Source organism: Candidatus Cryosericum terrychapinii (assembly GCF_003570925.1).
GTDB classification, from domain to species: Bacteria; Caldisericota; Caldisericia; order Cryosericales; family Cryosericaceae; genus Cryosericum; species Cryosericum terrychapinii.
Genome location: NZ_QXIS01000033.1, coordinates 70,940 through 91,066, shown reverse-complemented (window position 1 = coordinate 91,066; position 20,127 = coordinate 70,940). Strand labels below are relative to the sequence as shown.

The window sequence follows — 20,127 nt, the reverse complement described above, 5'->3', positions numbered from 1 at the left end:
CATTGACCAAGGACAACCTTCCAACAAGAGAGATGCTGAGCGTGATTTAGGCAAGGTTTGTCGTCGAATTAAAAAGTAGGTTACACTCGTTTGAGCATCGTAGTAAACATCGGGGTCTTATCTTCTCTGTGATCATACTGGAAACTGTATCTATTTAGGTAAGATTGAAGATACTTGTCAGAGACAGCATGATAGACTCCTGAAATGCCACGCTTTAGCAGACTCCAAAAAACCTTCTATCGTATCCGTATGTATGTCGCCCATAACGTAAACCTTGAATTACGTCACAGACTTCGACTTCCCTTTTCGACGTTTTCTCACGATTATGAAGAAGCGATTGGGTTGCGCCTAGCACCGCACTTAGTCTAGGATCTGAATGGGCCGAGGTGAAAGACCGTTGATGTTCACGGCAGTTCTGTTCTGCGCCTTCATCTTGCAGAACCGTTTCCATAATGCTTTGAGCGCAAGGACTGGCTTCTCGAGGAAGTGCCTCAGGCAGATTGGCTGAGGGTGCTTGTGGTAGTTGACAATTCTAAAAACTGGTGTACAAGTACTAGTAGCTCATCTACCATGTGTAGAAGGAGTTACGCCACCGCTTTGCGGTGTGCGTTTTTTTATGGTCTTCCGTACTGGTTGTACCGGTCTAGTAGCTGCTCCAGCGTATGTTTACGTGTAACCGGATAGGCGGTCGTGAGATAGACGACGTTCACATCTTCCTCCAGCACCACCAAATAGGGAACATCTCGTAGCAGTACATGAGTCCTCATTCCTCCGCTGATTCTCTGGAGCCACACCAAAGGCACCCCGCTGTCAATGTGTTCGATGGTTGGGCGGGGCCACTTGATGGTTCGGCAACGATCCTCAGACAACACTCGATGTGCCTCATCATGGTCATGCGGAATCGGAGGATCATCGGTAACAAGGTGCCAGAATCCGCCTTCATACCCAGAGACACTTGGACTGCGGCGGTAAAACGGAGCCACCGGCTTCCCGTGGCATAGTGGACAAGTCGATGCGAAATCTTCCGAGTAGGCACGCAGGACGGGGATCAAGTAGTTCTCCCAAGTTTGCCCACATCCTCGCGGCGGCAACATCGCTGGAAGCCAGGGAAGCCGATTCAAGACGAGGGCCATAGGAACATGTTGAACTTCGTTGCACTGTAGCTGCTTTCGGTTCGCAGGTCACTGTGCAATCCCCGGCGAAGTTGCTCGATCAGTGCAAGCTTCGCGGCGCTGGCTACGTCACCGCGATTCGCGGCCGTTACGGCACCGAGCAGTAGATCCACGAGTTGCACCAGGGGGACTTCATCGGACCGCACTGTCTGGACGGCAATGCTACTCGAGACTACGCCTGCGAGATACTTTCTCAGCTTGCGGACTTTGGGCCCACCATGAGTGTCCTTGTAGTCTAGGAAGACATCACAGCTCAGGCATCTTTGGAGCACATGTTTCAGGGCGACATAGTACATCTTGTAGTACCAATCGTCGTGTGTCTGGTGCCATGCAGCGTGGTTCAGCACAGACTTGTCCGGAACAATTAGTACCCGAAGGTTCAGGTATGTGGTATTGAGGAAGTAGTCTATGAGCGCTTGGTAGAAATCCAGTTTCGCTGGGGACACTCTTGTCCACTTGAGTTCAGCTGTCTGAGCAATGCCGTGGACTCGTTTCAGTTCCAGGATTGCATGGTTTGCCTCTCCTGTCTTTTCTTCAGGGCACCACAGAACCCCAAGGCCCATAGCACGGAGTCCATCGTGTTCGAGATGACTGCTTTCGTCGCAGTACGCTCTGTAGTTGCCAAGCACTCTCTCCTCCGCTTTCCAGTTTCTCGATGTTCTGCCTGCACAGCAATATACTGCGAGCAAAGCGAAAAGACAAGTAGCTTCTCCGAACCTTCCGTTTTCCTCGTTTCCTAGTGAACGAGGTGCCTCTCTAGTATCCGATTTGGATTTGGCACTGACTGCTATGAGACACTAGGCGAAACCAAGACGATACGGTGTCGGCAATAGGCCGTGCGCCATGTGCCGTGTACGCCCAGGTATTATCAAGCTCGCGACTCCATGCCGAGGTCTCCACTAGCCGATTTGCTGCGAAGCCGCTGTTCTCTCGCCGAGCGTGTTGCGTCTGCATTCAAGGATTGGACAAGTAGATGAAATATGGTGCGCACGCATACCTCAAATGCCTCGCGCGCATCCCCTTCTGTTGACTCTGCTACGTCACCATGTACGATCTCGTTTCGACGTTCGATCACATCTCCCAAGCGGCCTCGTAGTCCTGACTTCTTGAGCGAGATCCCAGCAATGCTTGGCAGCAAGGAGTCAATCTTTCGGGTAATGCCAGATGTATGCTCCAAAACAATATCCGAGACCTTCTTCTCGACTCCAGCATCATGAAACGCGCCGGTGATAATTGCGCCCACAAAGGCCTCCAAAGCGACGACGCTGCTAAGAATAGACAGGCTATACCCTTTTCGGTCCAGCTGTTCTCTGGCCTGAATGAGAACGATTTGCCAGACCGGAACGTCTAGGTTGCTCCAGTTCGATCTCCCACTCAACATCCAATCTACGTCCAGCTCTTCTCCAAGCCCTGCATATCTCTTCGGATCCTGACCGGCCGTTGCTGTAATAGTCGAGCTGGTAATGATGAACTTGTCCTTACCGGCTGAAACCCAACCAAGCCTGGCATACTTGCCCCACGGCGTGAAGTTCACGCCAAGAATCAGAGGTACTTCTTGGGCAAGCTCGACCACTCTCTCTATCCCCGTGGCAACAGTTGTCTTTCCATGAAGAAGTATGTTGCCTACCACATTCATTGAAGCGCCCTGGTGGCTGCTGATTAATCCTTGGATCATGGCCTCCTGGACCGACCATTCCTTGCCGCATACGGGGCAACGCCAGTTGCTGGCAAGGAAGGTTCTCATGTCTTTCCGCGAACGGTCGGCTTCTTCGGGGGACAGTGAGAGTGACTGTCCCCGCTGGCAATCAGCACAGTCAAGCATCGTGAATGGTCCAATTCCGAACACTGGTCCTCCTTCGGTCTAGAAACCAATGGATGTTGCCGCGCCCCATGCATTCTGCTGAACCTTACTCCAGCCCTGAATCGTCAGCGAACCTGACGGTACGTTGTCCGCGACTCGGGGCAGACAACCGCAGACACTCAAGCCCGTTGTCGTATGCACCAGTATAGTCTGTAAGTGTCCCATTCCGATCCTACGTTCCGACCAGCGACTGACTCAGATCCAGACCAAATGTGGGGTCTCTCCATCCCCATTCCGTGGGACCTTCTCATGTGCGCGTTTCCGCTGTGCAGTGCTATACTCCAAAGGAGTTCCAATCTACCGAGGGGGCGTCGTGAATCATAATGGCAACAACATTGAATCCCGCCTGTGGGGAGCAGCCGATGAACTGCGAGCCAATTCCAGGCTGAAGTCCTCGGAATACGCCGTCCCGGTGTTGGGGCTGGTCTTTCTGCGCTATGCCGATCACAAATTCCAGTCGGCGGCGAAGGAATTGGCCGGTCAAGGCGGCGGCCGGCGGAAGGTCGGACCGGTGGACTATCAGGAAAGAGGCGTGCTTTATCTGCCCGACGCGGCGCGTTTCTCGACGCTGATCCGACTGCCGGAAGGGACCAACATCGGCGCGGCCATTAACGATGCCATGCGCGCCATCGAGGCGGAGAACCCCGACCTCAAGGACGTGCTGCCCAAGACCTACAACCGCTTTGACAACGCCCTGCTCAAGGAATTGCTCAAGGCCATGAATTCCATCCCCACGGACATTGAGGGGGACGCCTTCGGCAAGGTCTATGAGTACTTCCTTGGCCAATTCGCCATGAGCGAGGGTCAAAAGGGTGGCGAGTTCTTCACTCCTACTGCCATCGTCCAACTCATCGTCAACATCATCGAACCCTACCGCGGTCTCCTGTTCGACCCAGCCAGTGGGTCTGGCGGCATGTTTGTGCAGAGCGCGCGCTTCGTTGAGGGACGCAAGAAGAACCCCAATGCTGAACTGAGTATCTATGGGCAGGAAAAGGTGTCCGAGACGGTGCGTCTGGCCAAGATGAACCTAGCCGTGCATGGCTTAGCTGGTGACATTAGGGAAGGGAACACCTACTACGAAGACTTGCACCATTCTAGCGGCAAGTTCGATTTCGTCATGGCCAATCCACCCTTCAACGTGAATGGAGTAGACAAGGATCGGCTCAAGAACGACCCGCGCTTTCCCTTTGGTCTACCTAGGGCAGACAATGCCAACTACCTCTGGATCCAGCTGTTCTACAGTGCCCTCAATGGCAGCGGTCGCGCTGGATTTGTCATGGCCAACTCGGCTGCTGATGCCAGAGGCTCCGAGCTCGAAATTCGCAGGCAACTGGTCGAGGCTCGAGCGGTCGATGTGATGGTAGCAGTTGCCCCCAACTTCTTTTATACCGTGATTCTGCCCTGTACACTCTGGTTCCTGGATAAGAGCAAGCACAAGACTGTTCGGGCGGACAACGTGCTCTTCATCGACGCTCGCCACCTCTACCGCCAGATTGACCGTGCTCACCGCGACTGGACTCTGGCGCAGATAGAGTTTCTGGCCAACATTGCCCGACTCTACCGAGGAGAGCAGCCAGAGGAGCTGCACGACAGCGCGAAATTGATGGCAGAGTACTTCCCTGATCGCAAGTATGCCGACGTGCTGGGCCTGTGCAAGGTCGCGACGATATCCGAGATCGAAGCACAGAGCTGGTGTCTGAACCCCGCGCGATACGTAGGCGCGGCCACCCGAGCGGAAGAGCACTCTGACTTCAGGGAATGGCTGGAGGAGCAGAACGAGGAACTGGAAGCTCTCAATACCGAGGCCCTTGAGTTGCAGGAGCGGATTGCCGAGAACGTGGCAAGGATAGTTGGGTAAACATGGCATATCCAGAGGCAGAACTTGGTTCCATTGCTACCCTGTGGGACTGTCTGCACAAGACCCCTGCATATTCTGAGGACGGGTATCCCATGGTTAGAGTGACGGACATCAAGCGTGGTTTCCTCGACTTGTCGAGAACGTTGAAGGTTCAGGATGAGACCTACCAAGAGTTCATCGAACGTCACAGGCCCCGAGCCAGCGATATTCTCTTCTCAAGAGTCGGTTCATATGGCAACTCGTGCTTTGTTGATCGAGAGCAGGAATTCTGTTTGGGTCAGAACACGGTGTGCATAACACCCGACCCGGGCAGATCGGTCCCGTACTTTCTATACTGCTGTCTCAATACGCCGTTTGTCAGGCAACAGATCGACTCCTTGGTGGGCGGAGCATCACAGCCTACTATCAGTCTCAAGAGCATCGCTCATATCAAGCTTCCATTACCGGATGTTGCAGACCAAAGCAAAATCGCCGGCATTCTCTTGCCCTATGAAAGTCTGATCGAGAATGACCTTCGGCGAATCGAGATTCTTGAGGACATGGCGCAGAATCTCTACCGCGAGTGGTTCGTCAAGTTCCGTTATCCTGGTGGCCAGGATGCTCGTTTCATAGACTCTCCTCTCGGCCAGATTCCAGAGGGCTGGGAAGTGAAGGGCGCGATGGACAACGGCAACTGGAACTTCATCGATCAGAACGTTGGGCCCTACGTGGGCACGAAGCGGTACCATGCCACAGCGGACATCGATGGAATCACGATAGTCAGCGACGGTGTCGACTACGCGTATAAGCAGAAGCCAAGTCGGGCACAGAAGCAGCCACTACTCAACTCAGTCTGGTTTGCGCGGATGCAGGAGACATACAAAGTGCTTGCAGTAGCGAGGCCCAACGCTGCCTTGGCCGCGAATGCTATGCTCTCTTCGGGTTTTGCGGGATTCGTAGCGGCTGACGAGGATTCTCTTCCGTTCTTGTTCCTGACGATAGCATCAAGGGAATTCCACCAGGAAAAGGACCGGTACTGCACCGGGGCCACGCAGCGCTCACTGACGAATGATGGCCTGAGTCGCATCCTTACGATCTGCCCTCCCCGAGAGATCGTTCAGCAGTTCGGACATGCTGCGACGGACTTCATGGAGCTTATGCTGACTCTTCAGCAGCAAAACCTAATCCTCCGCCGTACCAGAGATCTACTGCTACCCCGACTCGTCTCCGGCGAGATAGACGTGGCAGACCTAGACATCGCAGTTCCCGAGGGGACCTCAGCATGACAGCCGCTGATCTTGCCATACTACTCCAGGAGGGCGAGGGGGTCACTCTAGAGTACAAGGAAGCGCTGTCCGATTCCTTCGCCCGCGAGCTTGTTGCTTTCGCCAACACCGTTGGCGGCCGGATCCTGCTTGGCGTCCGGGATGATGGTACTGTTCGGGGCATTGCAGATAGCAACAGGTTGCGCGCCCAGATCCAGGACATTGCCCGCAACTGCGATCCGCCGATAAAGATCCTGCTTCAGCGCATTGGCGAGGTAACCGCGGTGACGGTCCGCGAGAGTGACGCGAAACCGGTGCAATGCAGCGATGGTTTCTTCGTGCGGCAAGGTGCCATGAGTCAGAAGCTCTCCCGCGAAGAGATCCGTGATCTCTTCCAACAGGTTGGAGCCATCCGCTTCGATTCATCCATTTGCACGCGCTTCCGCTATCCTGATGATTTCGATCCGGATAAATTCAGCGACTGGCTGCGGAAGAGCACGATCTCCCAAGGCGGCTCGGTGGAGGACATCCTGGTGAACATCGAGGCGGCAGAACGCTCGGGCGGCAAGCTGCTCTTCCACAACGCAGGGGTGCTTTTCTTTGCCCGTGAGCCGCGACGGTTCTTCAATCAGGCCTATGTCACCTGTCTGCTGTTCATGGGAACGAGCAAGGTTCATATTCTGGACCGCAAGGATTTTGCCGGGGGCGTTGTCGCCGACATCGAGGACAGTCTGCGGTTCATCGAGCGCAACACCCGCACGGCCTACCGGATCGAGAAGCTCCAGCGTGAGGAGATTCCAGAATATCCCGTGGCCGCACTGCGCGAGGCCATCACTAATGCTGTCATGCACCGGGACTGGTTCATAGAGGGAGCCAATGTCTTTGTCGAGATTTACGAGGATCGCATCGAAATATCGAGTCCCGGCGGTCTCCCAAAGGGGATGCTTCCCGAAGATCTCGGAAGCAAGAGCGTGCGCCGCAACCCGCTGATTGCGGATCTGCTGCACCGCATCGCTTTTATCGAGAAGGCTGGTACGGGTATTCGGCGGATGCGTGAAGGGGCCAGGGAGCAGGGGTATCCAGAACCGGTGTTTGCCATGGATGGGTTCTTCACGGCCGTGTTCCGGCCGATTGTTGCTGTTGCCGGACATGAAGAGGCCCATGAGACGGTGGAATCCGCCCCGCAAGTCGGGACCAAGTCGGGACCAAGTCGGGACCAAGTTCGAATCCTCGACAAATGCCTGCAAGACAGTTCAATAGGCGAGTTGCTGGTACTTGCCGGTCGAACCAACAGGACCAAGTTCAGGGACCAAGTCATCAATCCGCTCATAAGTGCCGGTCTTATTGAGATGACCATTCCTGACAAACCCCGCAGCTCGAAGCAACGGTATCGCACCACCGCGACTGGACGCAGTATTCTTGAAAACTCTGATAAGGAATCGCAATCATGAGCCCCGCCGGCTACACGGAGGACGCCTTGGTAGAGCGGCCCGCCGTCGACCTGCTGGCAGGACTGGGTTGGGAGACACTCAACGCCTACCATGAGTTCGACCATGGCGCGAGCACGCTCGGTCGTGAAACTCGAGCCGAGGTCATTCTCACCAAACGGTTGCGACCTGCCCTGCGGCGGCTCAATCCGGATGCATCGCCCGAGGCTATCGATCAGGCCATCGAGGAGTTGACCCGTGACCGTTCACGCATGAGCCTGGTGGCTGCCAACCGCGAGATCTACCACTTGCTGAAGAGCGGCGTGGGCGTCCCTGTTCCCAATCCCGAGGGGGACGGCGAAACGGTAGAAGTCGTGCACATAATTGATTGGGAAGAGCCGACCAACAACGACTTGCTGTTCTGTTCGCAGTTTTGGGTCACCGGGGAGATGTACACGCGCCGGGCCGACCTGGTGGGCTTTGTCAACGGCCTTCCACTCGTGTTCATCGAGTTGAAAGCTGCCCACCGCCGTCTGGAGACCGCATTCGCCGACAATCTGCGTGACTACAAGGACACGATCTCACAGTTGTTCTGGCCCAACGCTCTGATCATCCTCTCCAATGGGAGTGAGAGCCGCGTGGGCAGCGTGACCGCGGGCTGGGAGCACTTCGCCGAATGGAAGAAGATCGACAGCGAAGGCGAGACGGGACAAGTGTCACTGGAAACCATGCTCCGTGGCGTCTGCGATCCGACGCGGCTGTTGGACCTGGTGGAGAACTTCACCCTCTTCCAGGAGGTACGCGGCGGACTGATCAAACTGACGGCCAAGAACCACCAGTACCTGGGAGTCAATAACGCGCTGGAAGCGCTGACCGATATTCGGCAACGCAAGGGCAAGCTGGGGGTCTTCTGGCACACGCAGGGCAGCGGCAAGAGCGTGTCGATGATGTTCTTCGCCCAGAAGGTACTACGGAAGATACCGGGCAACTGGACCTTCGTGGTGGTAACGGACCGCCAGGAACTGGATGCTCAGATCTACAAGAGCTTCGCCTCGGCTGGGGTTGTGACCGAAGCCCACGCCCAAGCGGAAAGCAGCATGCATCTGCGGAGACTTCTCACTGAAGACCACCGTTACGTGTTCACGCTGATCCACAAGTTTCGCACCGAACAAGGCGAACCGCACCCGGTACTGTCGGAGCGCAGCGACATCATCGTCATCACGGATGAGGCACACCGCAGCCAGTACGACACCTTGGCGTTGAACATGCGCACGGCCCTGCCCAACGCTTCTTTTCTGGCTTTCACCGGCACGCCACTGATCGTCGGCGAGGAGAAGACCCGCCAGGTATTCGGGGACTATGTCAGCGTCTACGACTTCCAGCAATCGGTGATCGATCATGCGACGGTTCCTCTCTACTACGAAAATCGCATTCCTGAACTGCAGCTGGTCAATGACAACCTCAATGAGGATATGGAGCGGTTGTTGGAAGAGGCGGAACTGGATGAGGGCCAGGAGAAGGCGTTGGAACGAGAGTTCGCGCGCGAGTACCACCTGATCACCCGTGACGATCGGCTAGAATCGGTGGCGAAAGACTTGGTGGCACATTTCACAGGCCGGGGCTTCCAGGGCAAGGCCATGGTCGTCTCGATCGACAAAGCCACGGCCATTCGCATGTACGACAAGGTGAAGAGGCACTGGGCTAGTAAGATTGCGCAGTTGACGGCACAGCTGGCTGTGGCCGATGATCTTACTCGACAGGAGATCGAACAACAGATCGCACGGATGCAGGAAACAGACATGGCAGTGGTCGTCTCTCAGGGGCAGAACGAGATCGCCGATATGGCAGAGAAGGGGCTGGACATCCGTCCACACCGCAAACGCATAGTCGAGGAGGACCTGGAAACGAAGTTCAAGGATCCGGAGGACCCCTTCCGTCTGGTGTTCGTCTGCGCGATGTGGATGACCGGGTTTGACGTGCCGAACTGTTCGACCATCTACCTCGACAAGCCGATGCGCAACCACACACTGATGCAGACGATCGCTCGAGCCAACCGGGTCTATCCTGGCAAGGTGAGCGGCCTCATTGTGGACTACGTGGGGGTTTTTCGCAACCTGGAGGCCGCCCTGGCCATCTATGGTGCAGGCAAGGGGGGCGACAAACCGGTAGAGGACAAGGCTGCGCTGGTGGCGGCATTGCGACAGTCGCTCGCAGAAACCCGTAGCTTGTGTCAGGAACGGGGAGTGAGTCTCACGGCCATCCAGAGCGCCCAAGGCTTCTCGCGGGTCGGCTTGCTTGATGACGCGGTAGAGGCACTAGTCACGTCCGAAGAGGTCAAGCGCCGCTATCTTGATCTTGCCAACAGCGTCCAGCGTCTTCTCCAGGCCGTGCTGCCCGATCCGTCTGCGCAGGAGTTTGCCGCAGAAGTGAATCCCGTTGAGGTCATTGCCTACAAGATCCGGGCTCTGATACCGCCTGCAGACATCTCTGAGGTCATGCAGGATGTGGAGGGTCTACTTGACCAGTCGATTGCTGCTGAGGGCTACGTCGTCAAGGCAAGTGCTGCCGACGACTACGAGCGTTTCGTCGACCTGAGCAAGATCGACTTCGAGAAGCTGGCGGAGCAGTTCAAGACAGGCCACAAGCGCACGCTCAACGAGAAGCTGAAAGGCGCAGTGGCACAGAAACTCGTGGGTATGGTGCGACTTAACCGCACGCGCATGGACTATGTGGAGCGGTTCCAGGCGATGATCGACGCATACAACGCTGGCAGTCTCAACGCCGAGGAGTTCTTTCATCAACTGGATGCTTTCAACAGGGAGCTGAGCGAGGAAGAACGACGGGGCGTGAGCGAGCAACTAAGTGAAGAAGAGCTGGCAGTCTTCGATCTCTTGACCAAGCCACCTATTGATATGGGCGCTGCCGACCGCGATAAGGTGAAGGTAACTGCCCGGAAACTGCTGGTCACGCTCAAAGAGGCGAAGCTGGTGCTTGATTGGCGCAAACGTCAGCAATCCCGAGCCGCGGTACGAGTGACTATCGAGAAGCTGCTGGACCAGGGCCTACCAAAGGCCTACACGCCACAGCTGTTCGAGCAGAAGTCCTCCGCCGTGTTCCAGCACGTCTATGAAGCCTACTATGGCGCTGGACACAGTGTGTACACGACGCAGTAAAGGGGTCGCCTGACTACAGCTGCTGGCTGGTCGGTCCCTCACGGTTCTCGGTTCTGGATTGTCTGGGACAGAAGACTTGGCACATCTCTGCTTCGACGCTCTGTCACGCCAGACGAGATACCAAGGACCACCTCCAACATCAGCTTCAACATTAGCAATGCCGATGGATCGCAGGACTGCCTGTTCGCCCCTATCTCCACCACGTACTCCAAAGCCGCTCTAGGACTAACTCTGGAGCAAGACTCTTTCACGATTTCTCCCCAGCTCTCGCCCTCACCCGACCACTTTGTGCTTCAATAGGGGCATCAATCCTGAACATTCGAGAATCGTAGATCCACTACTCACCACGTCGACCCAGGTCAAGTCTGTCAGGGCGGTTTCAGACACTTCCACTCCGTCCGACACACTCAGGCGTGAGCACTACGAGTACTATCAGCGCCAGTAGTTGTGGAAAGCGACCTCATCGTCATACTAATGAAGATCACGCACGAAGGCAATCCCGATAAGAGCAGAGCGCGGGCCAGTGTCGCGATCAAGGAGACGCAAGTTGACCAAGAAGAGGCCGTTGTCCTGCCTGGGCTGTATTGTCACCGCTGTTGGCTCTCTGGTGCTCTTGTCGACGTTGATAACGCGGAATCCCAAGAAGGCTATAGTTGCTCCCGACCCGGAGAGCCTTCCGTTAACCGCGCCGACCAAATGCGAGCCGGAGACAGTCCTCTCTCAGGGCACCACCGTTGCAGATCATGCCGCACCGAAATCCGTCGCGACTGCCACTCTTTCGGAGCTCCTAGAGACTAACCAGAAGATCATCGAGGTCATCGGTGTCTTCACTGCCATCTCCTTCTTCACGGGGCAACTGGGAATCCGGTGGTTCGCGTATGTTGTCACGTTTCTGTTTACGACACTCGTGCTGATCCTGTGCGTCGAGTTGTGGACCCGGTTCCCCTCGCAGAGCGACAGTATGAAGGTTATGCTGTTCAAGGGCATACTGACACTCGCTGTCCTGTTGCTGCTTCTCGACTTCTTCGTGGACTACAGGGACATATGGAGATACTTCCTCGTCTATCCGATCGCCGCAACCATTTTCGGTGTCGTACTCTTTGGCTTTGCCGTGCCAGCAGTGAGAAGGAGTCCTCTCCGCAAGAACAAGAGGCTGCTTGGACTCGTAGCGACGGTGACCGCAATAGTTCTCCTGTGTTCCTCTATGCGCCTGGCTGTCCTAATCGAACCCGGTCTCAATCGGTTCCTTGACACCCTCTACAAGATGATTTCGGGCTGGACCCATTGAGCTTCCGCTCAAGCATGGCGATACGCAACGCTTAAACCCCGTAGCCTGCCATTGTCGTGCGAGGTCTTCCAGAACAGTACTAGTCTGATGTCACAGCAGCGTCCCGTGAGAGCAACGCAATCAGCTGCAGTCCCACATGCTTCTTGAGCACCGACCGTCCGCTCTGATCCGGTCACGATGCGGTCGCATTGCTAGTCATGGCCATCTTCCCGACGCGCCGCAATCAGCAGGTAGACGAACGTCGCAGTGAGATACAGGATGAATGCAACCTCGACTGGCGTCCAGTCATCGTGGTGCTTGACGTGTTCGTTCTGGTATCTGGTGTAGTAGTCGAGCAGCACGCGAGTCATGTTCCGCGTCTCTTTGCTTAGCACGGGCCCAAGAAGCGCCAACAAGCCGACGGTGTTCTTCTCCAGGGACAGATCATTCCCCAACAACTTCCTAGCTAGCTCTTCAATACACACTCTAAGGCAATCGAGCATGTGTCTGTGCTGGCTGGACGAGCCGTACACACTGAGGGCCTCGGAAAAAGCCTTCAGAGCCTCCGGGTAGGCACCAAGCCAGGTGAGATCAGCGTTGATGACCTGCTCGTCAAGCAACCGTGCCCCTTCCGGGTAGAAAGTGACGTAGCCATTGCTCTCGGCACATGAGACTGATACTCCCGAAGCCACAATGTCCTTGCGCAACAGCCTCGCCAATTCCTGTTGCGCGCGACCATCCAATCCGATGTGAAACAGGACCTCAAGTCCAAGAACGAATTCGGGAAGCGTAGTTCTTCGCTCTAGGGCGTGCCAGAGTGGCGTCTCCGTCGGCTTGTTGATGTACCCCCAATCATCCGATGACACCGGTTCCCCCAACGCGTGGAGGAACGCGTCCGATATCGACGAATCATCTAGTATCAAGCCTCCGAGGGCTTCCTTGATGCTGCCGAATGCTCTGTTTCGAAAGTCCTCAATTGCCTCTGCTGGAACCTGGGTCATGCTCCAGCGCTTTCGAAAATCGGCAACGCATGTGTCCGCTGAACCGACAGAGTTCATGTTAATTTCGACACCCCCTCCTCTACGGATCATTCATCCGGCTACACAATTGGCTGCCGGAAGACCGACACCACGGTCATTTCTCTTGGTAGTCTGACAACGGAGGTTCCTCATGTCAACTACTCTTCCGACTCATGGCGTGTCACGACTTCCCCCGCTTCCTGGTCGTACCTCTTCGCAATTCCCTGCAAGGTCGCTGCCAAGCGAGGGAGTCCCTCCATATTCAGATCACTGGCCTGCTGACGGTACTTGGCTGCCAGGGCTCTTTCATCCTCGCCTGAAGGGTTCCCCCAATAGACGCCTCGTGAGTTGATCACTGCGCTGCCAAACCCGGAACGAAGGCACTCAGCGCTCTCGTCATTCTGGTCAAGCGCTTGCGCAACAGACTTGTCGATCCAGAAGCCGTCAGGATCCGGAGGAACATGAACAAGGACTTGACCGACGATGTCCAAGGCGACCTCTAGACGACCGGATTCCGCGCACCTCGCCTTCACATCGTTCCACCAAGAAAGCAACTCTTCCCCATGAAATGTACCATCCTCGTGCAGTCCAGGTGGAATTCGCCATTCAGTGAGCAGTCGAAAACCATTCTCTGCCATGTGCTGCTGCTGCTGATTCAGGTTGCGAGGCGCATCCGCCTCCTTCCCAGACCGGAATGCCATCTGTACTACTTCGCAGAACAAGCCGGGATTCTTCGCCAATTCGCGGTCAAGCACTCTGTGCTGCCCGCCTTCAAGGAGAGGCAGAAACAGCCATTCAATTCTGGCAACATCTGCCCGTTCCACGGTGAGATCGTTCTGCAGCACCTCAATCAGCTGGACGATAGCGTATCCATCGTCTTGGTGGGGCTTCTCGGAGGAGCTCGCAGCTGCATTCAGCGTGCGAACAACCAGCTGGCCGCCAACCGCCTTCTTGTCGACGGCTAGGTGTTCAAGGCATCTCAGGGCAGCCAATGGGCGGCCAACCCGAAGCAGGTTTTCAGCGGCTTCTCCAAGCCCAGTGTCACTTTCACGTGGTTCCGCGGAAGTCTTCATCCAGTATCTGGACTCGTCTTCTCCTAACCACTTTGAGACACGTTCCCAGGCTTCTGGCGCAAAGGGAAGATACGCCAGGAATTGAGCCTTTTGATCGGGGGTCCAAGAGCGGACATCGAGAGCATCGGCCCATTCCCAGCCAAGCACAAAGTGCCTACGCCATATGAGACTGCCGAGGAACTGTTCCATCGCAGAATCCTTGGAGTCCAACAACGAGGGGAGGATTTGTGCATCAATCATGCTATCAGCACAAGCTCCCAGAGCAGATCCGACCCGGGACGGCGACTGGGCAGCGCGGACGAATCTGAGCAGACCGTCATAGCCGTCGGCTCCGTATACTTCGTTGACAGCTTTCTGTTGCTCTTGATCAACGCGTTTTCGTTGCTCTTCGTAGCTTCCTTGACCATCGAAAAGCTCATGTGCTCGGTCAGTGAAGAGGCGCTGATATCGGTAGAAAGGAGACACCGGACCGATCTTCTCTGCAGCCATTTTGACCTTCTCCAGCACCTTCTGGTCCGTTGGTTGTTGGGATCTTTGTGCTCTGATGCTCTCGCCGGTCAACTTCATCAGTCGGTTCCAGAGGTCCACTCTGGTCTCTTCAGGCAACAACCTGACCGCATCCGAGATGACATACTCAAGTACATCGTCTGAGGTCTGGGGCGGCAGACTGTCCACATGATCCAGCAATTCGGCAAGCCGGTGCAGGTCACCTTTCGCCATGCGCACTGCGAGTCCAGCGTATGTAGTCACTGCATCCCAGTACTCCCGTGTTGTCACGCCCCTGCGCCAGTCGTCAGGGATCCACCCTGTCTGCCAAACAGGGCGGTGAGAGGGCCAGGAGGCCTGGCGCGTTGATGGAAGCAATGCGAGAAGAAGACTCCAGGCAACTCCCGGTTGGGCCGTGCACAAGGCCTCAACTGCTGTTCTCTTCTGGTCGAGTGCAGCAGTCGTTTGGGGCAGCCACGGCAGAAGTATGCTCACCAAGGAATTGGCTGCACGGTTCGCTGAGTTTCCTGATGGATCGCGTTGCGCCAGTTCACCCAGGATGCTCACTACTCTTGAGAAGTAGTCCCGATTCCATGCGAGTCCTTCAAGCGCCCAGAGGAGACCGGTCATGTAGTTCCTTCCGGTCAGCAGGTCCTTCCCCTCTTGAGCAAAGACAGAATCGAAAGGGCATGGCGACACGCGAAGAGCCTTGTCCACCACATCTAGAAACTCCAATGGCGCAGCTTCGGAGAGGAGCGGCAGAACATCATCATCGCTTGCCCATCGGTCCCAACCTGCCCCTGACAGAACGTCCCTGACGACGAGAGTGGTGGTCCCCTCGGCGCTTCCCGCTGAGCATGACGTAAGCACGTTCGGGTAGCTCCCGAGGAGCGCCAACGTCTCCGATAACCCTTTCCTTAGTTCGGAAGAATGCGTGAGCGTCTTGCCATACATCGATGCTGCAAATCGCTTGTCTGGCGGAAGGTCGAATTGCGGATCCCGCTCACTCAGGACATCGATGGCGACTTTCTGAAACCTGCCAAGATCCTCATCGTGAATCAGCCGGCCCAGACACCGCCAGCCCTCATAGCGTGCGGCGAATTGCCACACCTTTCCCTTCCGGACGATCGGGCTTCTTCGCTGACCGATGATCCACTGAGTCTCGCCGCCCAGGTCGCGTAGTCCCTGCCTGACAGTTCTTCTACTGCCGCCTTGTCAGCCGGCAAACCCTCATGCCATCCACCTGCCAGCTGAGCCAAGGCGAGGTCAGCAGCCTCTCCGCTGCGAGACCATTCGGGTGTAGCTGCAACGCCCTGAATCAGCCTGAGCAGAGCGCTCAGATTCTGATCACTCTGCTGTGCCAGTAACCGAGCTCGCTCTTCTGAGTAACCAGCCTTCACAAGATTCTCTTCAATCGCATGCCTGCGTGGCTTCGCCAGAAGCACCCTTTGCCAGTCTTCTTCCCCTCCCGGTATTCCTTCATACACAACGACATTTCCTTTCGATTCTGCTTGTGCGATGGCAGACGTCATCGTGCTGTCGTCACCGAACGGGAAGTCGAGAACCAACACCCTGGTTGTCTCAAGTCCCGCAATCTCGTCAAAAGCTTCTCTTCCGGAGACAATCAGGCACTGATCAAGCGCCGGTTCTTCTCCACCTGCTTCCTTCGACGCGATGAAAGCTGACACGAAATCCACTGCTTCACCGGGGAAATGGGTGTCAATCTCCAACTGTTTTTGCTCATGGGCAAACGCCTTTGTCAGCGCGATCGAGACGGCTTCACGACCTGCAAGATACAGTTCTGGTACGAGCCGGTGGCCGCCAACAGAAGACAACCTCTCCCAACGTTGACTTGGGAGCTCGATCTGGTCAACATGAATCCCCATTTGTCCTGCGAGCCACAACTCGACTTCCGGGAAATCTTCCAGCCAATCAACAATCCCGGTTCCGTCAAGGATTCGGACATCAGCCCACTCGTGCCGTTCTCTTCGCTGTGCCAGCCATTCTGACTGGGATTCCCTTCGCCAACCTCGCTGTGCCGAAAGAGGCGAGACAAAGACAAAAGTCGATTCCACCCTTATGTCCTCCGGAACCGACGTGTTCTTCTCGGTGGTTCGTTTGGAGTAGTCCTCTGTCGCCTTCGCTGTTGTATCCGCTCCGGTCCCAATCTCCCAGCAGGATCTTCCTCTCGGTACGAAAGCGCCAAAACCACTCTCTGTGACAAGGATGCCATCGAGCCCAGGTTGATCGATGCTGTCGCCAATCGGGATGCGTCTCTCGATGGCACCCGGGCAGGACTGTCTGACGAGACGCAACAGAAGCTCCGGAACCGCGCTCTCTGCAGGCGTCGGATGATTCCTGACCCATTGATCCAGTTCCAGTTCACTAATGATTCTGCTCATTCTTCTCCATGCCTCCACCACAGACATCGTTGGTACACCAGCGGCACTTCTCTCGAGCTCGATCGACTCGCCAGCACTACCGTGTCAGTGTTGCCATGTGAACGCTGATACGAGAACAGGTGCTGAATCCGCTCCACAGCGCGTACCGCAGAACTCCTCGATGGGAGTGACTTCCGCGATTGGCTGTCCTCTGGTTACCGCAGAATATCGTAATCCCACAGAATATCCGCCCCCTGCCACAACCTGTCGTAGTGCTTGGGAGAGAGCAGCCTCGGCGATTGCAGATAGTCAATGTCGATGAAGGTCGTCCACTTTGACTCCTCCTCCTTCGACCGTAGTTGCACGTAGTAGTACAGCAACGTGGACAAGAGTGCAGCCGTGGCCAGAATGGCATTCTCCAGGTTCGCACTCTCAAAGTGCTGGTCTCTTTCGTGCTTGATCTTGTTGTAGGCACTCTTCCACCAATCAGGGCTATCGGTCGGAGACCAACCCTTCCAAGGCATGAAGGACAATCCATATCGCGGTATGTTGATCTCATACTCAGTGAACCTGGGGTACGCTGAACTCACTATGGGGAAATACCAGCCAATACTGTCTGGATCTTCGGAATCATCAATGGAGTTGCACAGCGATTTCATGACGGTATCACATTCGGCTCCGCTAGCCACGATGATTCTGGCGAATTCCAGTGAATAGGCCTTGTAGTTCCTCACATCGAATTGGACGTACCTAGTGCATTTCTCCAGATCCTGCTCGATTGCCAAGAAGTATTCCCAGTACGGCATACTCATGAGACCATCCCCCTCCTAATACTGCATGCAGCTACATTTTAGTGTATCACTTCCCGCCGACATTGTGGAATCCATCACGTCACCGTCTGAACCATGTGTGCGACTGCAAATCAATTCTCACGCTCAAGGACGCCGATGATTGGCGTCGTACACGCGGGCACACCAATTGGATCCGTGCAATTTGCCTGTTGCGGGGTCCTCACATAGACTTGCGCGACTCATCTCTGTCATTACACTATTGGTGTAACGCTGTTAGTGTAACACTATCGGCGTAACGCTATTCGCGTAATGGAGGAATTGGCCATGCAGAGAAGCTCAAGGACGAGCAATCCGTTCATCACCACCGTTGCGGATGGTGCCGATTTCTGTGATAGGACAAAGGAGCTAGCACAGCTGGAAAATCTTGTCCTGAGCGGACAGAGCGTCGTTCTGAGTTCTCCCCGCCGCTACGGAAAGACGTCTCTCACCCGCCGCGCTATTGTGCTCCTTCACGAACAGGACTTTCTGACGGTCTATGCCGACTTCTTCTCTGTTCTCTCAGAGCAGGACTTCGTCATGAAGCTGGCAAGAGCGGTCATCGCTGGCATCGGACGTGGGGCATCTCCGAGCAGTTTCAAGAAACGCCTTACGAACCTGTTCGGGAGCTTCACGGTGACCTTCACTGTACGTCAGAATGAGATGAGTGTTTCTGCCGCCATGACGCCCGGGACATCGCCTGCCGCAGGGCTTGATGATATCATGGCAAGTCTGCTCAGCTACGTTCAGAAGAACCACAGGAAGGCCTGCTGTGTGTTCGACGAGTTTCAGGAAATAAGTACGCTCCCAGAGTCAAAAAGGATTGAGGGAACGCTGCGTGAGCACATTTCGATGCAGAAAGACGTCTCCTTCGTCTATGTAGGCAGCCGACGGCAACTGCTCATGGACATGTTTGGCAAGAATCGACCCTTCTACGGCAGCTCCACCTTTCTGACACTCGATAGGATCGGCAGCGCCGACTTCGTCCCCTACATTGTTCAGAAGTTCTCCAATACTGGCAAGACGTGCAGTCCCGCTATGGCTTCTGCCATCTATGACCGTGCTGCCGGATACCCCATCTACGTCCAAGAGCTCGCAGGCATTATCTGGAACATGACAGAGACCGCTTGCACTGACGAAATCATCGATGCAGCATGGAATAAACTGATCCATTCCGAGACATCATTCCTCCAAGCCACGTGGATGGGACTTACCCCCGTCCAGCGACGGGCGCTGAACAGTCTTGCCATTGATCCTACGGCGCAGCCCTTGGCACACGAATACCTGCAGCAATATGGTCTGTCTGCATCAGGCATGGCGAAGGCCATGAAGACTCTCGAGGTACTGGACCTCATTGAACGTGAGCAGAAGGAGTGGCGCCTCGTGGATCCCGTCATGGCAGTATGGATCAGAGATGCAGGAACGGATACGATCTAGGCATCTCGGACCGGTCTTGCATCTCCCGGGTCTATTGCCGAAAAGTGCGCCCGACCTCCGAATCTATGGTCTCGCCGATGACTCTTTGCGATTTGTGGCCACACCGTCGCCGAATTGTTGTCGAGACTCGTCAGCTCAGAATTCGCATGCGAGCTCCGACCAATTCTATCTCCATTGCACTGTTGGTGTAACACTGTTGGTGTAACACTGTTGGTGTAATGGAGTAGAGCCGCCCTCAGACTGACATTTGCGCCATTTCCGACTGACAATCGCCCCGCCACACCCTTCCCCAATCTGACGAGAATGCCAGCACCCTACTCCACTGACAACATCGCTCGATTCCAGATACCGCGCTCAATCACGCGGGCTTTCTGACCATGTTGTCCGTGGCGTTTCTTGTGCAAACCACCGGCTTCCGAGACCGAAGAACTCTGACCAAGATAGATCTAGCCAGGTGATCAAGTCCCCGATGTGAAGTACCCATCCGACCAGTCAGGTACTCAAGTACACGAGCTGGTTCAAACCCCGGCCTCCTAGCCTCGATCGTACTTCAGAGTGCTTGAGTTCTGCGCCTTCAAGCAGTCCACAGGTGCGCGAGCGTCTTTCTCCCTATCCACAGCGCTGTCTTTCTTTGTTCTGCAATCAGCTGCAAATGCGCCTTATTGATCATCGCAATCATCGCAGACAACCGACCGGCAGGTGGTCGTGAGACCCAACGATTGCCCCCTATCTCCGCCACACAACCACCGTTGTTCTACCTCCACCTGGCTCCCAACCGGTTGACCTGCTCTCGCCACCCATAACCTGTCGCCGACGACCGCATCCGAAGTGCGCTAACTAGCGCATGAACAGAGAGTCGTGAGGACCCACCAATCCCCCCTATCTCCACCACGACCGTATCA

Annotated in this window: 12 protein-coding genes and 1 pseudogene; 6 read left to right on the top strand and 7 right to left on the bottom strand. The window is 55.6% G+C overall.

The features are described from left to right. Positions 1–154 precede the first annotated feature (154 nt). From SMC7_RS07635 to SMC7_RS06065, 3 genes and pseudogenes are all read right to left on the bottom strand, one after another. Positions 155–276, bottom strand: a pseudogene (locus SMC7_RS07635) (transposase); the annotation flags it as partial. 841 nt (positions 277–1,117) lie between these two features. After that, positions 1,118–1,801 carry a DUF3800 domain-containing protein gene (locus SMC7_RS06070; RefSeq protein ID WP_165845192.1) on the bottom strand — a complete coding sequence of 228 codons (684 nt, stop codon included), beginning with the start codon at positions 1,799–1,801 and terminating at the stop codon, positions 1,118–1,120. A 239-nt stretch (positions 1,802–2,040) separates the two neighbouring features. Then, a complete protein-coding gene (locus SMC7_RS06065; protein WP_119089462.1) occupies positions 2,041–3,018 on the bottom strand; it encodes a hypothetical protein in 978 nt (325 codons plus the stop codon). Positions 3,019–3,346: 328 nt separating this feature from the next. Here SMC7_RS06065 and SMC7_RS06060 point away from each other — a divergent pair, with 328 nt between their 5' ends. The 5 genes from SMC7_RS06060 (at position 3,347) to SMC7_RS06040 (ending at position 12,023) form a co-directional block, all read left to right on the top strand. Further along, positions 3,347–4,891 carry a type I restriction-modification system subunit M gene (locus SMC7_RS06060; RefSeq protein WP_119089461.1) on the top strand — a complete coding sequence of 515 codons (1,545 nt, stop codon included), beginning with the start codon at positions 3,347–3,349 and terminating at the stop codon, positions 4,889–4,891. Positions 4,892–4,893: 2 nt separating this feature from the next. After that, positions 4,894–6,156, top strand: coding sequence for a restriction endonuclease subunit S (locus SMC7_RS06055; protein WP_119089460.1), 1,263 nt, complete (start codon positions 4,894–4,896; stop codon positions 6,154–6,156). Next, entirely contained in the window at positions 6,153–7,586 is a 1,434-nt protein-coding gene (locus tag SMC7_RS06050) for an ATP-binding protein (RefSeq protein ID WP_119089459.1), read from the top strand. The genes SMC7_RS06055 and SMC7_RS06050 overlap by 4 nt, the downstream gene beginning before the upstream one ends. After that, on the top strand, positions 7,583–10,735 hold the full coding sequence (locus tag SMC7_RS06045; protein WP_119089458.1) for a type I restriction endonuclease subunit R: 3,153 nt from the start codon (positions 7,583–7,585) through the stop codon (positions 10,733–10,735). Before SMC7_RS06050 ends, SMC7_RS06045 begins: the two co-directional genes overlap by 4 nt. Positions 10,736–11,282: 547 nt before the next feature. Then, the gene (locus SMC7_RS06040; RefSeq protein WP_119089457.1) at positions 11,283–12,023 is read left to right on the top strand and encodes a hypothetical protein; all 741 of its coding nucleotides are present in this window, start codon (positions 11,283–11,285) and stop codon (positions 12,021–12,023) included. A 191-nt stretch (positions 12,024–12,214) separates the two neighbouring features. Here SMC7_RS06040 and SMC7_RS06035 read toward each other — a convergent pair whose 3' ends face one another. The 4 genes from SMC7_RS06035 to SMC7_RS06015 all read right to left on the bottom strand — a co-directional run bounded on the left by SMC7_RS06035 (position 12,215) and on the right by SMC7_RS06015 (position 17,773). After that, positions 12,215–13,093, bottom strand: a complete 879-nt coding sequence (locus SMC7_RS06035; RefSeq protein ID WP_126850746.1) for a hypothetical protein — start codon at positions 13,091–13,093, stop codon at positions 12,215–12,217. Positions 13,094–13,179: 86 nt separating this feature from the next. Continuing rightward, positions 13,180–15,690 (bottom strand): hypothetical protein, encoded by a 2,511-nt coding sequence (locus tag SMC7_RS06030; protein ID WP_119089455.1) that lies wholly within the window; start codon positions 15,688–15,690, stop codon positions 13,180–13,182. After that, positions 15,639–16,982 (bottom strand): hypothetical protein, encoded by a 1,344-nt coding sequence (locus SMC7_RS07400; RefSeq protein WP_243620311.1) that lies wholly within the window; start codon positions 16,980–16,982, stop codon positions 15,639–15,641. Before SMC7_RS07400 ends, SMC7_RS06030 begins: the two co-directional genes overlap by 52 nt. Positions 16,983–17,176: 194 nt before the next feature. Continuing rightward, the gene (locus tag SMC7_RS06015) at positions 17,177–17,773 is read right to left on the bottom strand and encodes a hypothetical protein (RefSeq protein WP_119089452.1); all 597 of its coding nucleotides are present in this window, start codon (positions 17,771–17,773) and stop codon (positions 17,177–17,179) included. Positions 17,774–18,076: 303 nt separating this feature from the next. Here SMC7_RS06015 and SMC7_RS06010 point away from each other — a divergent pair, with 303 nt between their 5' ends. Then, the gene (locus SMC7_RS06010) at positions 18,077–19,225 is read left to right on the top strand and encodes an AAA family ATPase (protein ID WP_119089451.1); all 1,149 of its coding nucleotides are present in this window, start codon (positions 18,077–18,079) and stop codon (positions 19,223–19,225) included. Positions 19,226–20,127: the final 902 nt, after the last annotated feature.